The sequence below is a fragment of the Carboxydothermus pertinax genome, assembly GCF_001950255.1.
Taxonomy (GTDB): domain Bacteria; phylum Bacillota; class Z-2901; order Carboxydothermales; family Carboxydothermaceae; genus Carboxydothermus; species Carboxydothermus pertinax.
On sequence record NZ_BDJK01000066.1, the window covers coordinates 24,373 to 38,397 of the forward strand.

Genomic DNA, 14,025 nt, shown 5'->3' on the forward strand with positions numbered 1-14,025 from the left:
AGTCATTACCTCCCTTATTTTCTATTCGTTTAACTTAGAAAAAATCCTGCTACCAAAAGATAGCACCTTTAAAAAATAATAATTTTAAAATAGAAGGATTTTTGTATCTTTTTAGCGAAATTATTAAGAAATTAACATTTTTACTTATAGGTGGCATCTATGAAAAAAGCTTTTTTATACATTTTACCATTGATTTTCATATCAATAATTTTAATACCAAATAACGTACAAGCCAACTTATTGCCAGTTTATGGCAACAACGGACAAAAAAATAGTTACCTTCCAGTTCAAACAAAAGTTTATAACAATGTCTATGGAATGGTCTCTACCTTTAACCCGGACAATCTTACAAATTTCCCTTATGAAGTTTATTTGCCCAATGAAAGTAACCCTGCCTTGTACAGGGTCCACAGTAATTTTACCAAAAATACCGATAGCTGCGCATCCTGCCACACTACTCATACCTCAGTAGGTCCGGGCCTCTTGCAGTGGTATTCCGATTACGCTACGTGTATGGCCTGCCACGATGGCACTGTCACTACTACTTATAACGTTCTTGATGGCAAGATCCAAAATAGCAATAATTTTACTAACGGCGGCCTTTTTGGAAGGGGAAATGAAAACTTTTTATCCGCCCACAATGCAAGCGGTATTGTCGAAGTAGCCTCAGTACCAGGAGAAGTTTATACCGATACCTCTCCCCAGGACTTAAACGGTGATGGAGTTATTGACCGTTGGGGCTTCCCCTTTACCTGTACCAGCTGCCATGAACCCCACGGTGCCGGAGGCAATGCCCGGCTTTTATCCCCTAATCCCAACGGACAGGCTTATTTAAATAAAAAAGAAGGGGTTTTAATGGCCGGGCTTTCCAGTACCGAATTTACAGTCTACCCGGGGGCTTTTGTTAACTCAGTTGGTGAAACTACCTACACTCCCTACCGCTGGCTTACCGGTTATGAATACGAACCGTTTACGAAGATTGTTACTGACCAGGGAGTAATAGACCCTACCTCCTACACTATTGATAATTCCCGGGGCTATACGTTAATTAAGTTTACCTATGCTCCCACGGTACCCCTTTATGCTTATTTTGTCCCGGCTATCCGTGTAGTTATGGATATCGAAAACTATCTTTCAACCGACCCTGGAAAACCGGAAAAAATATCGTATATTAGCGGGATTTCCGAGTTTTGTGCGAGCTGCCATCCTTCGTATTACAAAACTACAGTGGATTTACAAACGTATTTTTACGAAAATTACCGCCACCCGGTAGACTTAACGGTCTATCCGGAGCAGGCCTCAGTTTTAGCCCAAACCTATAACATAAAGTTTGAATATGACCCAACTACCGGGACTTTTTCCAAAATTAACTGTCTTACCTGCCATACTGCCCATGGCGTTAATCAAGATTACTGGCTCAAAACCGGTACAGTACCGGAAGAGGCCTATGAAAACACCGGTTCCTCGGCTTTAAAACGGCTTCCCAATATGAAAAGCTGTGTTTTGTGCCATCCAGATAAAACCGGGTATTTTATGGAGTCTCCTACTCCTACCAATTATTATCAGGGAAGCAGCCAGTACGTGGGAAGCCTTGCCTGCAAGAGCTGTCACCAGAATTATTATGAGGGATGGCAAAAAACTGCCCATGCAAGGACCATTGGTTTTGGTTTTAATAGTATAGTAGCTGATGCGGTTTATCCTTTGGAACCGTCGGTTAACGGTTTTAGGTACCGGTTTACCTACAGCGGCTTAAATGATAAAATGGCTAGCGCCGGTAACCTTCTCTATCGGCTGATTGATTCAACCCGGGCGGATGTTTACCCCGAGCAAGTCACTTTAAGCGTTGGTTTTAAGTGGTTGCAGAGCTATGCGGTTTATGACACAACTTATAATCTTCTTTCGGGAAGCTTTAATGTTCCCGCGAAGAAGTTCACCGTATTTTCAGGAGTTTATGACTTAAACTCCTGTTTGGGCTGCCATGGCACCGGCTTTAAAGTTACCTCGGTGAACAATCAGACCTACGAGGTGACCGGTTTTGAACTGGTCGAAAGGGGTGTAGGCTGTGAAGCCTGTCACGGTCCCGGTAAAAACCACACTGAAAACCCCAATCACTACAATATTTATAATCCTAAATATCAGACCCCGGAACTCCGTTCGAGTTTATGCGGTCAGTGCCACAGTAAGGGAGTAAGTCTTTTATATCAACAGCAAACGGTCATGGGACTTACTTATCGCGAAGACTTCTTAGCACCCGTAGACCAGAGGGTTTATCCCTGGAGTGTTGATTGGTATACTTACGGGCTTATCCCGGGGTTAAATGACCCAATTTACGGTACAGATAATTTAGGACCGTATCTGGTAGGAAGTTCAAATCCAACACCAATATTATCACTTCAGAATTTGTTCTATCCTGCCGTAGATAGCATTTACCGGGATGCCCGGGCTCAAAACGAGTATCCGGCGTTCAGGCAAAGCCTCCATTATAAAACCGGCAGTTTAGCCTGCAACGACTGCCACAACAGCCACGGCACCAATTTACTGGGGGAATCTCTTAAAACTACCCAGGGGCAACTTTGCTCCTCCTGCCACGATGGAACCCGACTGCCAGCGGTAGATATGCCCAAAACCGCATCACTTATTGACAGTATTTATCTAAGTTCCCACACCTTTGGCGGATATTAAAAAGCCATGGCCCTAGGCCATGGCTTTTTAAAGCTGGTAACTGGCAACCCGTTTCTTTAAGCCGTCGGTTATTTCCTTAAGTTTTTGCGAAGTAGCCGCTAGTTCCTGAGTACTTGCGGAAATCTCTTCAATAACTGCAGCAATAGCTTGAGCCGCACCCGATACTTCCTCGCTGGCCGCAGCTTGAATCCCGGTTTTTTGGGAAACCGTGGCCATATGGCTCACTACCTCTTCAACATTAGCGTTAATCTCACTAAAGGCTTGACTTAGGCTTGCAAGGGCCATTACTCCGTTTTGCGTCATGGTAACCGCAGTACTGGTTTTGAGCTGGACAGCTTTCACAATTTCCTCAATTTTTTTCACAGACTCCCGGGATTTATCGGCAAGTTTGCGCACCTCCTCGGCAACTACCGCAAACCCGCGCCCGGCTTCCCCGGCCCGGGCAGCTTCAATCGCCGCATTTAACGCCAAAAGTGATGTTTGGTCGGCTATTTCATTTATCACCTCTAAGATTGCGGCAATGTTGGCTGAATTTTTCTCTAACTCGTTAATGCTCTGATTGATGCCCTCCATTTCCTGTTGGGCAGCTTCACTTTGTACTACTCCATTTTGGGTAAGCTCGCGCGCTTTTTGGGCCAGGGTTTCCGTCGCAAGGGCAAACCTGGCCACCTCGTTAATTTCTTGGGCAAGCTTTTCTAAAGAAAGGGTTAAATTTTGAATTTGCCCTACCTGATGCTGGGTTCCTGTGGCTACCTGCTCCAAAGCAAAGGTCAGGCTTGCAATGATTTCCGCTTGAGTCTCGGCATCTTTTCCCGCAAATTTTATGGAGTTATAAACCACTTTTCCGAGAAACTTAAAGGTTTCTCCCAGTTCTTTAAAGCTGCCTTTTGGCGGCGGTGTATACTCCACAAGCTCTTTAAGGTTCCGGTTTTTTACCGCTTCTCCTAATTGTAAAAGCCTTTTCCTTTCCTCATTTTCTTTTAAATATATAAAATAATAATTAGCTAGGGTAGTCAGGCCTAACCCAACGCCAAGGGCCAGTGCTAAAATATTTCCGGTAACAACACCCGCCCCAATCCCGGTAAGACCTAAAAGTACGTTTAACCACTGGTACCAGTTATTTATTATCATCTTTTCACCTCATTTTTTTTATTTTACCAACTTTTCTTAATTGTTGTAAATTGCAGATTAAAAAAACACCTTTAGGGTTTGGATACCATCCCTAAAGGTGCTGGGTTTTAACCTTTATAAAATATGACTGGCCACATGTTCCTTTAAAGCCGCATTAATCTCTGTAAGTTTTCTGGAAGTTGCGGCAATTTCCTGGGTGCTTGCGGAAATTTCTTCAATCACCGCAGCAATGGTCTGGGCTGCCCCCGATACTTCCTCGCTGGCGGTAGCTTGAATCCCGGTTTTTTCTGAAACCTGCGCCATATAACCGGTCATTTCTTGGACATGGTTATTAATCTCTTTAAAAGCTTGACCCAGGCTGGCAATAGCCAGCACCCCATTATGGGTATATTTTACGGCGGTACTAGTTTTTGCTTGCACATCTTTAATAATTTCTTCGATTTTTTGTACCGATTCCCGGGATTTATCGGCAAGTTTTCTTACCTCATCAGCTACGACTGCAAAACCTCTTCCCGCCTCTCCGGCTCGAGCCGCTTCAATTGCTGCATTTAAAGCCAAAAGTGATGTTTGATCGGCAATTTCATTGATCACTTCTAAGATAGCAGCTATGTTAGCAGAATTTTTTTCTAAATCATTAATACTTTGATTTATGCTCTCCATTTCCTGTCCAGCTACTTCGCTTTGTTTGACTCCTTTTTGGGTAAACTCGCGGGCTCTTTGGGCAAGCAATTCGGTATTAGCGGCTAACTTAGCTACTTCATTAATCTCCTGCGCTAGTTTTTCTAAAGATAGCGTTAAGTTTTGAATTTGCCCCACCTGGTGCTGGGTACCGGTAGCCACCTGTTCAAAGGCCGAAGTTAAACTCTCAATAATTTCCGACTGCGTCTGGGCATCCTCTCCGGCATATTTTACAGCATTGTAAATTTGTTCCCCCAGAAACCTAAAAGTCTCCCCTATTTCCTTTAAAAAACCCTTTTGGGGCGGTTGGTAATTTATAAGCTCCCGTAAATTTTTGGTTTTAGCCGCAACCCCTAACTCCAGTATCTTAGCAAACTCTTTTTTCTCTTTTAAGTAGATAAAATAATACCCCCAAAGGTTTGTTAAAACCAAAATGCTGCCAGTTAAAATAGCAATAAAATTACGGTATACTATGCCGTAAATTATGCCGCTAAATCCACCCAAGACAATGTTTAGCCCGTAAACCCAGTTGTTATAGTTCATTTTTTCACCCCTATGATAGCAAATATAGTATAAAATAGTATAATATTTTTCTACTTAACTTTTATTTTATTATTTTCAAAAATTACTGTAAATTAGAAAAAGCTTTTTACAAGGTTTTAAGCATGAAAAAACCCCGCCGAATTTTGACGGGGTTTATGGTATTATTCGTAAATCCAGGTATCGAGAGTTTTTTCGTAACTAAGAAGTTCTTCTTCCTTGAAAAAAAGGGCAATTTCCCGGGCAGCCGACTCCGGTGAATCGGAGCCGTGAATTACATTTCTCCCCACATCGATACCGTAGGTACCCCGGATAGTCCCCGGCTGGGCTTTTAGGGGATTGGTAGCCCCCATCATTTCCCGGGCAGTGGCTATTACCTCTTTTCCTTCCCAAACCATGGCCACCACCGGTCCCGAGGTAATAAAGTTCACCAGTCCCTCAAAAAACGGCTTACTCTTATGTTCGCCGTAGTGGGTTTCCGCCAGCTCCCGGCTGATTTGCATAAGTTTTAATCCCACTAATTTAAACCCGCGTTTTTCAAAACGGCTAATAATTTCCCCGACCAATCCCCTTTGCACCCCATCGGGTTTTACCATGATAAAAGTCCGTTCCATGAGAATTCTTCTCCCCCTTAGCGTGAATTCTGGAAAAAGCCTCCCGCTTTAGGGAGGCTTTGTTAATCCTGTAAATTTTCCTCAGTCACCCCATCATTGTCCGATTCTTTGTTACCATTTAGTTTGGGCTTTTCAAGTCCCTGCTCTTTCATGAGCTTTTCAAACTCTTCCCCTTCCATGGTTTCTACCTCCATAAGCCTGGTAGCAACCAGGTGGAGAGTATCTAAATTGGTTTGCAAAAGCTCTTGGGCCCGACTGTAGCAGCCGTCTACAATCTTTCTCACTTCTTTATCAATTGTATAGGCTATTTCTTCCGAGTAATTTCGATCCCGAGCAAGGTCCCGGCCTAAAAATACTGCTTCGGTTCCTTTACCAAAAGTAAGGGGTCCTAACTCCTCGCTCATCCCGTACTCCATCACCATTCTCCGGGCGGTTTCGGTAGCCCGCTCTAAATCATTACGAGCACCGGTACTAATGTCTTCTAACACCAGGGCTTCCGCTACCCGGCCCCCTAAGAGCATGGTAATTTCATCTAAAAGCTGGGATTTAGTCATATACGAACGGTCTTCTTCGGGTAGCAGCAAAGTATAACCTCCCGCCCGGCCCCGGGGGATGATGGAAATCTTATGAACGGGATCGGTATGGGGTAAAAGATAACCCACCATGGCGTGTCCCGCTTCATGGTATGCCACCAGTCTTTTTTCCCGTTCGGAAATAACTTTGCTTTTCTTTTCCGGACCAGCAATAACCCTTTCAATTGCTTCTTCCATTTCATCCATATTTATTATCTTTTTGTTCCGACGGGCCGCCAAAAGGGCTGCTTCGTTAACCATATTAGCTAAATCCGCACCGGTAAAGCCAGGAGTCCTGCGGGCTAAGACATCTAAATCCACATCCTCCCCAAGGGGCTTCCCTTTAACGTGAACTTTTAAGATTTCCTTACGACCGTTTATATCCGGCGTATCCACTACTATGTGCCGGTCAAAACGTCCCGGACGCAATAATGCCGGGTCTAATATATCCGGTCGGTTAGTAGCAGCAATAATGATAATCCCTTCGTTGGAATTAAAACCATCCATTTCTACTAAAAGCTGGTTTAAAGTTTGCTCCCGCTCGTCGTGACCGCCACCTAATCCTGCTCCCCGTTGCCGCCCTACCGCGTCAATCTCGTCAATAAAGACAATACAGGGAGCATTTTTCTTGGCCTGTTCAAAAAGATCCCTGACCCGGGAAGCACCAACCCCTACAAACATTTCCACAAAATCTGAACCGCTAATGCTAAAAAAGGGTACTCCCGCCTCACCGGCAATAGCCCGGGCCAGTAACGTTTTCCCGGTACCCGGTTGACCAAAAAGCAAAACTCCTTTGGGAATTCTTGCTCCAAGTTCATTGTATTTCCGGGGATTTTTTAGGTACTCGACAATTTCCACCAGTTCTTCTTTTACTTCATCAATCCCAGCTACATCAGCAAAGGTAACCCGTTTTTTCTCGTCGGTATGAAGTCTTGCCCGGCTTTTACCGAAGGACATTACCCGGTTACCTCCGCCCTGGGCCTGCTGCATAAAGAAAAAGAATAATCCAATCATCAAAAGGACCGGTAACAGGGAACTTAATAAATTAGCCCAGAAAGCCGGTTCTTTAGGCGGCAGAACTTCTAACGTAACATTCATCGTTTTTAAGTCTTTATAAAGTTCGGTATCCTCTAAGGGTCCCCGGGTTTTAAACCTGGTTCCGTCCCTTAAAACCCCTGAAATTTCATTGATCGTACGGTCCGCCTGGATAGCTACCGATGCTACCTGACCTTTTTCCAATAGATTATAAAACTCATCATACTTTATATCCCGAATTGAAGTTGCCGATGGCCGGGAATAGGTAATGAGCATTACTGCAACCAACACTATCAACAAATAAATTGCCAGGTTTTTTAAAACTTTATTCAAAGTTGCGCACTCCTCTCACTTTGCCAATCACTATGCTACAAAATTTTATCATAATTTCAACAACTTTTCAATAATTCGATGTCTATCTTGTACGCCGGCGAGCTCTGGAAAATCCTTTTTTTAAATAAATCTCCCGGACCCAAGCCTTCTACCCAGGCCACCAGACCATTTATCTCAAGAATGACTAGACGGTCCCTTAAATCTTTAGGAATTTTTAAGTCAATTAGCCATTCTTTTAGCTTTTTGGTATGGCCCTTAAAAGTAAAACGATCGCCGGGTCTCCGATTGCGCACTACTACTAAACTTTTTTCTTTAAGCATTAAATCAAAGTTATCTTGCGGGGCAGGGGTTATTATTATCTTTTTCCCCACTTCTGGAATTTCCATCTGGCCCGGAGGAGTTATTTCATAAAAAAACTTAATATTTTGCCAGAAATTCTTTGCTTCGAAATAAAGCTTACCGTAAGATAGTCTCGCCCGAATACCCCGGGGCAGCATTAGATAGCGGGTGCCCTTTAAATCACTACAAAACGCGAGTAAACTTTCAATATGCTCCTGGTACAAATCTCTTTTAGTTCCGGTAGCTTCTTCCCAGAACTTCCTTAAAATAAGCCCAGCTTCAGCAGAGGATAAATTTTGTAATATCCTTACATCAAGATATCCCTGTCCATCGTAACCATATACTTTTTGCCATAATTCCTTTAAATGCTTCTCTAAGACCTGGTTTTCCTCCTGTTTAATTTGGGCCAGGTTAAAAAGTCGCTCCTCAATATCCGTGCCAAATTCTTCATTAATATAGGGGAAAAGCTTTAAGCGTACTTTATTGCGCAGGTATTTTGGTACAAGGTTTGAAGAATCAACTCTATAAGGTATTCTTTCTTCCTCTAAAAAAGCCATAACTTCCCGGCGAAAGACTGAAAACAAAGGCCGGATTATCTTCCCCCGTACCGGCCAGATCCCACATAAACCTTCTGTTCCAGCTCCCCGCAGGATATTCATCATCACCGTTTCTGCCACATCTGACGCGGTATGGGCTAAAGCAATTTTGGTAGCCCCGGTTTTCTCCAGAATTTCGAAAAAAAACTCGTATCTTCTCCTCCTAGCTTCGGCTTGAAGGTTTTCGGTAGCAGTTTTTAAGGAACAAAGCTTTTTGGTATGAAATTTTAACCCATGTTTTTGGGAAAACTCCTGGACAAGCTGTTCATCCAGGTCACTTTCCCTACCTCGAAGCCCATGATTTACGTGGGCAACTTCAATCTCAATTCCTACTTCTTCCCGATACTTCAGCAAACAAAAAAGGAGAGCCATGGAGTCAGGGCCACCGGAAACCCCTACTACCACTTTCTCTCCGGGATTTATCATTTTATATTTCCTAACGGTACTGAGAAATTTGGTGTACAACCTGTTCACTCCTTGTTTTTTCAAAAAAGCGGGCAACTATTACTGTTTGGTCATCAAAAACTACATTTTGATGGCGAAGTTTAGCATGGGCAAGCAAATATTCGGCTAAAAGTTCGGGAGAAAAATCTTCCTCCTCCAACAGAATCTTAATTACGCGCTCCTCTCCCCCGAGGGCATCTAACAGTCCATCGCTCATTAATACCAGAAGGTCTCCGGGAAACAGGAGTTGATACCGCTCTTTTAGTTTTAAGTCAATACCACTACCTAAAGGCAAATTTTCACCAGCTATTTTTTCAACTGCCGCTCCCCGTTTTAAAAAAGAAGTTACAGCACCCCGTTTATAAAAAGTTACCTGACGACTTATAAGGTCTACCAAAGCTAAATCTAAGGTTAAATACCGCTCCTGCCGGTTTTTTAGCCTAATTAAAGCATCTACCGCCTCCAGGGCTTTTAGGGGACTTAAACCAAAGGATAATAGCCGTTCCACCATAATAAGGCAGGCACTGCTCTCCCTGCGGGCAAGCTCCCCGCTACCCATCCCATCGGATAGCATTAAGATAAGCTTCCCGGGGGAATAACGGACCACCCGGTAGCTATCCCCGGAAACCGCTTCCCCGGTTTTTACCGCCATTCCAATTCCAATTCTACCCTCTAACTCTTCTCTAGGCAAGTAGTTTAAGTTGCATTCCCCTCCGTCTCTTTGCCCACACCGTTTTTGTAGCAGGATAAATTCGCCTCCGGTCTCTTCTCCAAGGATTTGGGGTATTTTGTTCTGGCAGGGTTTATTTCCAGGGCATTTTAAGGTTTTTATTTCTACCATAAGTCCCCTTCCTCCCGAAGGTTTGGCTAAAACCGTAACTACCGGTAAATTTTCTTCACAAAGCCTTCTAAAGATTTTTACCGAGTTTTTCTGGTCATAAAGAAAATCCAAATCCAATGCCCGATTTAATTCTAAAAATATTTCACCAACTCCCTTTAACTGGTGCTTGGTAAGCTGTTCTTCTTCAAAAAGCTTTTTCTGCCAGCGGCTTTTTTCCTTCTCCATTAAGTAAACACAAATAAGTTCGTTTAATAGCTCGTTTATCCTGAGGCAACGTTTATAAAAAAACCCGGGAACATCAGACTTATTAATCTGCCCTTTATTTTCTAAAATCGTTAGCATTTCTAAAAGAGCATGGTAAGTTCCAAAAAACTCCCGTTCCCAGCAAAGTCGGGTAAATGTACAGGTTGAGCAAGTTTTTTTGGGAAAACGTTCCACTACCTCTTCAATGCGAAACTCCGGAATTACTTCCGGTGCTAAAGTAGTCGCAAGCTCTAAGAAAGAATTTCCCAAATCCAAAAATAATTCCCGGCACTCGGTCATTCGTTCTTTGGCAACTTCTCTTGGCTGATCTAAGAAAAGCCTGAATTTCCTAGTAAAACCATCAAGGGCTTCTTTAAGTCCCTCTAAATATTTTCCAGGTAAAAGTAAAAATATTCCGGCTGCTACTACACTTTGGTACGTAAAAGCTTTTATGGTTGAGAGATTTTGTAGGTAAAAGGCCAGAGCCACATCGGCCATTAAAAAACCCACCACTGCCCCAATTCTTTTAAACTCACGGAAAATCCCGGCCAATAGCCCGGCAAAGGTATAAACTCCTATGTCCGCTAAAGCCTGGCCATTTCCAAAGCAAAGAATAACACCTAAAACAGCTCCTCCAGCCGCGCCCAATCCCGGTCCCCCGATAAAAGCTGTCAAGAGCACTAAAAAACGTATTAAAGTGCCTTTGACCTCAAGGGGGCCTAAAAAAAGCTTGGGAAAACCAATTAACGCCGTACCTATCACAAACAATACCGGTAAAAACTCTTCTCCCGCTCCAATTCTTCCCGGACCACCTTTTAAAACTGGAAAAGCCCAGAAAAATATGACACTTAAAACTCCAGCAAAGGACGCCTCAAGGCCGATTTTAACAAAATCCAGAGGAGTTCCGGAAAAGCTTTTGTCAAAATACACTCCAAAGAAGGCTATGACCAAAAACACCAGCAGCGGTAAAACAAGAGCCTTTTTTTTAAAGTTTAAGTTCTTAAGGAGAAATCCTCCTAAGGTAAACAAAACCACATACTGGGAAAATTTAAACATAAAAAGCCCTTCGGATAAAACCATCAACTGCCCTAGGAACACAAACATTGACACCAAGAGCGACTCACCTATACCTAAATACGCCACCGCCGCCCCCAAAAACGCTGGCCCAAAAGGATACAAATCACCCACCAAAGACGCTCGGCCCAAAGAAAAAGCTAATAACATAACCACCAGATCTCGAAGGCTGATATTTACTTTAAGCTTGGGGCCAGGCTTTTTTATGTCATGAAACTTTATATTTATTTTTTTTCGCTTAAAGGGATAAATTTTAGTTTCCAAAAAAAATCCTCCTTTTTCAAGGCTCCTAGATAATTATAGCCTTTCAAGGAGGAAATTTTTGTCAATTTAAAGTTTTTAGACCTTATTTTCTTTCGACACCATCATTTCCCTGAGCCTTCCTAAGAGCAAATCTCCTTCGCCCACTATAAGCTTTGGTATCTTTGCCGTTTTTAATACTTCTATTAAGATTTTATTGCCATAAACAATAATGTCGGCCCGTTCGGGCAAAAGCCCCGGTACCATTTTTCGCTCCTCTAAAGGAAGGCTTTCTAAAAAATTGTGAAGCTCAATAAGCCTACTTAAAGACAATACGTGGCCTTCTACTTTTTGCGGGTCATACTGTTCCAGGCGTAAATCAATAGCTGCTAAACTCGTCGCCGTCCCCCCTACTGCCACTAGCGGTTCTTTTAGATAAGAACTTATTTTTTGCACAAATTCCCGGAGGGTATGAAGTAGCAGGAACTTATCAGAAGCCTCCATTAACCTTACTGCGCCAACCGGCAAGCTTTGAAACCTAGTCTTCCCTTCTTCCTGCCAGATAAACTCAATACTGCCTCCCCCTAAGTCTAAAACCGAAGGTTCCTTTAAGAAAGATAGAGCATACCTTACTCCCTGATAAGAATAATAAGCTTCCTCTTCCCCTGTTAAAATTTCAAGGTTAGTACCACAAGCTTCCTTTACTTTCCGGACAAAAACCTCTTGATTTTTGGCATCCCGGGCAGCACTGGTGGCCAATATTACGATTTCATCGGTAAAACACCGGGCTTTTTCGATAAATTCTAAAACTGCCCGGAGGGTCCGCTCCATTGCTTCTTCTTTTAAATAACCAGAATTTATCCCTTCCCCTAAACGGGTGGTTTTTAAATCCCGATATTGCTCAACCAATTGACCATTTTTGAAGTATCCAACTAATATCCTTACCGAATTAGTACCAATATCAATTACCGCTGGCATTTGATCCCTGTCCCTTCTTTTCAATCACTATTACTTTTTCTCCAGGTTTTACAAAGCCCATTTCCCGGGCCCTGGCTTCCAGGTATGAACTATTTTTAAGCCTTTTGATATCGGCCAGTAACTTCTCGTTGTCCAGTTTCAGTTCATAAACTTCGTCAGAAAGGTCTTTTACTTCCCGGTGCATGATATAAAGTTTTTGTACTTCCAGACCAAAACTTACCATGATATATAAAAGAAATAGCAGAATAACCGTTGACCAAAAAGATTTTTTCCCTTTATATTTACCCTTTCCGGCAGAATATCGCGACATTATTAATCCTCCCCTTCTTCACCGGGATCGAAAAGCCCTAAATGATCGCCCGGAATCACAATTACTACTTGATATCCTTTGCTTTTTGCTCGATTGTAAAGTGTCGCCACCGAACTTACATTAATTTTGAGCTTTTTGGCTATTTGCTCATTGCTATGTCCCATTTCTTTTAACACTACCACTTGCCGTTCCCGAAAACTTAATTTTTCTGCTCCCCGAATCTCAATTTGCATTTATCTTCACCTTATATACAATTTATCCACAGCTTATTAACACTTGTGGACAACTTTTGGACAAGTTATGGACAAAATGTGGACAAAATCTTAATAATTCTATTCGCCTTTATTTTCGTTTTTCCTCTCGAACTGGTGTTTTGTTTAAAATAAAATAATATAAAACTATTCCGGTAATTATTCCCAGAAAGCCATAACTTCTTACTTCCCCCTGGGCTAAAAAAAGAAAATACCCCACAAGAAAACTTCCCACCAAAAGAAAATAAAATATATCCCCGATAAAATAGGGAAGGAACTTTTTCTTTCGCCGGTATTTACGTTTTAATAAACGATTTTCCAAAAAATAAAGGCCGCAAAAGAAAAACCCCAGAGCTACGGCCACGAAAAATAAAATAATTTCCCGTAAAGGAGTTTCTAACGAAACAGGCGCTCCCAAACCCCTTTGCCCCTTTCTTTAGCTTTAGGTCCTTCTTCGGGATAGGAAAATTCTTTTAAAAAGCCTTCTACTGTGAGGTTTCCTGACTCCAGATTTAGCTCCGTAATAAAAAGGCCTTCTCCCTTTAGCACGATAAAACCCTGTACACTTTCTACCAATATCTCCTCATCATTAAAACTTAAAACCTGCTTTATTCCAGTGAGAATTATCGTTTTGCGGTCCCGGATTTCCACTTTATGTTTAACAGTCTCGTCCATGTTTTCTCCCCCCTTCGGCCTTATAAAATAATATGCGGGCACAACCGAAGTTATGCCCGCCAATTTTACCGCCAAAGTTTTTTAATCTCAATATCTTTATAGTAAAACCCGATAATATCCTCGGGAGTTTTACCTTCATTGGCCATTTTCTTGGCCCCCCACTGGCAAAGCCCAACCCCATGCCCGAACCCTTTACCTTCCATAATAAGCTTGCCGTTTTCAATGGAAGCTTTAGTTAATAGGGTAGACCGCATTTTCTCGGGCCCAATCGCCAATCTAATTGCTGGAGCATTGACAGTAATTGCACCTAACCGCATCATAAGTACCCGCCCACTCTTACCCCGGGAAATTATTTTTACCGAAGGATTAGGGCCGGGATCTTGTTTAATTTGCCCTTTTAAAGCCCTTCTTAGTTCCTCCCAGGGAACTTCTACCCGCCAGTGGCGGTT

General features: G+C 42.7%; 13 protein-coding genes. 1 reads left to right on the forward strand and 12 read right to left on the reverse strand.

All coding sequences use genetic code 11. From position 1 onward, the window contains the following. Positions 1 to 159: 159 nt before the first annotated feature. Complete coding sequence (locus tag cpu_RS12920; RefSeq protein WP_075860394.1) at positions 160 to 2,682, forward strand: cytochrome c3 family protein; 2,523 nt, start codon at positions 160 to 162, stop codon at positions 2,680 to 2,682. 27 nt (positions 2,683 to 2,709) lie between these two features. Here cpu_RS12920 and cpu_RS12925 read toward each other — a convergent pair whose 3' ends face one another. From cpu_RS12925 to cpu_RS12980, 12 genes are all read right to left on the reverse strand, one after another. Then, complete coding sequence (locus cpu_RS12925) at positions 2,710 to 3,813, reverse strand: methyl-accepting chemotaxis protein (protein WP_075860395.1); 1,104 nt, start codon at positions 3,811 to 3,813, stop codon at positions 2,710 to 2,712. Between the two features lie 114 nt (positions 3,814 to 3,927). Next, a complete protein-coding gene (locus cpu_RS12930) occupies positions 3,928 to 5,034 on the reverse strand; it encodes a methyl-accepting chemotaxis protein (protein ID WP_075860396.1) in 1,107 nt (368 codons plus the stop codon). A gap of 161 nt (positions 5,035 to 5,195) precedes the next feature. Further along, the gene (ndk, locus tag cpu_RS12935; protein ID WP_075860397.1) at positions 5,196 to 5,645 is read right to left on the reverse strand and encodes a nucleoside-diphosphate kinase; all 450 of its coding nucleotides are present in this window, start codon (positions 5,643 to 5,645) and stop codon (positions 5,196 to 5,198) included. A gap of 62 nt (positions 5,646 to 5,707) precedes the next feature. After that, positions 5,708 to 7,585: an ATP-dependent zinc metalloprotease FtsH gene (ftsH, locus tag cpu_RS12940; RefSeq protein WP_075860398.1), complete on the reverse strand. Its 1,878-nt coding sequence runs from the start codon at positions 7,583 to 7,585 to the stop codon at positions 5,708 to 5,710. A gap of 56 nt (positions 7,586 to 7,641) precedes the next feature. Continuing rightward, positions 7,642 to 8,985, reverse strand: a complete 1,344-nt coding sequence (gene tilS / locus cpu_RS12945) for a tRNA lysidine(34) synthetase TilS (protein WP_075860399.1) — start codon at positions 8,983 to 8,985, stop codon at positions 7,642 to 7,644. Then, the gene (spoIIE, locus tag cpu_RS12950) at positions 8,957 to 11,386 is read right to left on the reverse strand and encodes a stage II sporulation protein E (protein ID WP_075860400.1); all 2,430 of its coding nucleotides are present in this window, start codon (positions 11,384 to 11,386) and stop codon (positions 8,957 to 8,959) included. Before spoIIE ends, tilS begins: the two co-directional genes overlap by 29 nt. Before the next feature lie 75 nt (positions 11,387 to 11,461). After that, complete coding sequence (locus tag cpu_RS12955) at positions 11,462 to 12,340, reverse strand: Ppx/GppA phosphatase family protein (RefSeq protein ID WP_075860401.1); 879 nt, start codon at positions 12,338 to 12,340, stop codon at positions 11,462 to 11,464. Continuing rightward, on the reverse strand, positions 12,324 to 12,650 hold the full coding sequence (locus cpu_RS12960; protein ID WP_075860402.1) for an FtsB family cell division protein: 327 nt from the start codon (positions 12,648 to 12,650) through the stop codon (positions 12,324 to 12,326). The genes cpu_RS12955 and cpu_RS12960 overlap by 17 nt, the downstream gene beginning before the upstream one ends. Positions 12,651 to 12,652: 2 nt before the next feature. Then, positions 12,653 to 12,883, reverse strand: a complete 231-nt coding sequence (locus cpu_RS12965) for a sigma factor-like helix-turn-helix DNA-binding protein (protein ID WP_075860403.1) — start codon at positions 12,881 to 12,883, stop codon at positions 12,653 to 12,655. A gap of 109 nt (positions 12,884 to 12,992) precedes the next feature. Further along, positions 12,993 to 13,319: a spore cortex biosynthesis protein YabQ gene (yabQ, locus tag cpu_RS12970; RefSeq protein WP_075860404.1), complete on the reverse strand. Its 327-nt coding sequence runs from the start codon at positions 13,317 to 13,319 to the stop codon at positions 12,993 to 12,995. Further along, on the reverse strand, positions 13,298 to 13,576 hold the full coding sequence (gene yabP / locus cpu_RS12975) for a sporulation protein YabP (protein WP_075860405.1): 279 nt from the start codon (positions 13,574 to 13,576) through the stop codon (positions 13,298 to 13,300). The genes yabQ and yabP overlap by 22 nt, the downstream gene beginning before the upstream one ends. A gap of 65 nt (positions 13,577 to 13,641) precedes the next feature. Next, the coding region (locus tag cpu_RS12980) for a DUF8618 domain-containing protein (RefSeq protein WP_501161797.1) at positions 13,642 to 14,025 on the reverse strand (384 nt) is incomplete at its 5' end.

What these genes read in the sequence shown, in the direction of transcription:
- cpu_RS12920 (WP_075860394.1), top strand. Translation starts at nt 160, where the DNA reads ATGAAAAAAGCTTTTTTATACATTTTACCATTGATTTTCATATCAATA.
- yabP (WP_075860405.1), bottom strand. Translation starts at nt 13,576, where the DNA reads ATGGACGAGACTGTTAAACATAAAGTGGAAATCCGGGACCGCAAAACG.
- ndk (WP_075860397.1), bottom strand. Translation starts at nt 5,645, where the DNA reads ATGGAACGGACTTTTATCATGGTAAAACCCGATGGGGTGCAAAGGGGA.
- cpu_RS12965 (WP_075860403.1), bottom strand. Translation starts at nt 12,883, where the DNA reads ATGCAAATTGAGATTCGGGGAGCAGAAAAATTAAGTTTTCGGGAACGG.
- cpu_RS12925 (WP_075860395.1), bottom strand. Translation starts at nt 3,813, where the DNA reads ATGATAATAAATAACTGGTACCAGTGGTTAAACGTACTTTTAGGTCTT.
- cpu_RS12930 (WP_075860396.1), bottom strand. Translation starts at nt 5,034, where the DNA reads ATGAACTATAACAACTGGGTTTACGGGCTAAACATTGTCTTGGGTGGA.
- cpu_RS12955 (WP_075860401.1), bottom strand. Translation starts at nt 12,340, where the DNA reads ATGCCAGCGGTAATTGATATTGGTACTAATTCGGTAAGGATATTAGTT.
- cpu_RS12960 (WP_075860402.1), bottom strand. Translation starts at nt 12,650, where the DNA reads ATGTCGCGATATTCTGCCGGAAAGGGTAAATATAAAGGGAAAAAATCT.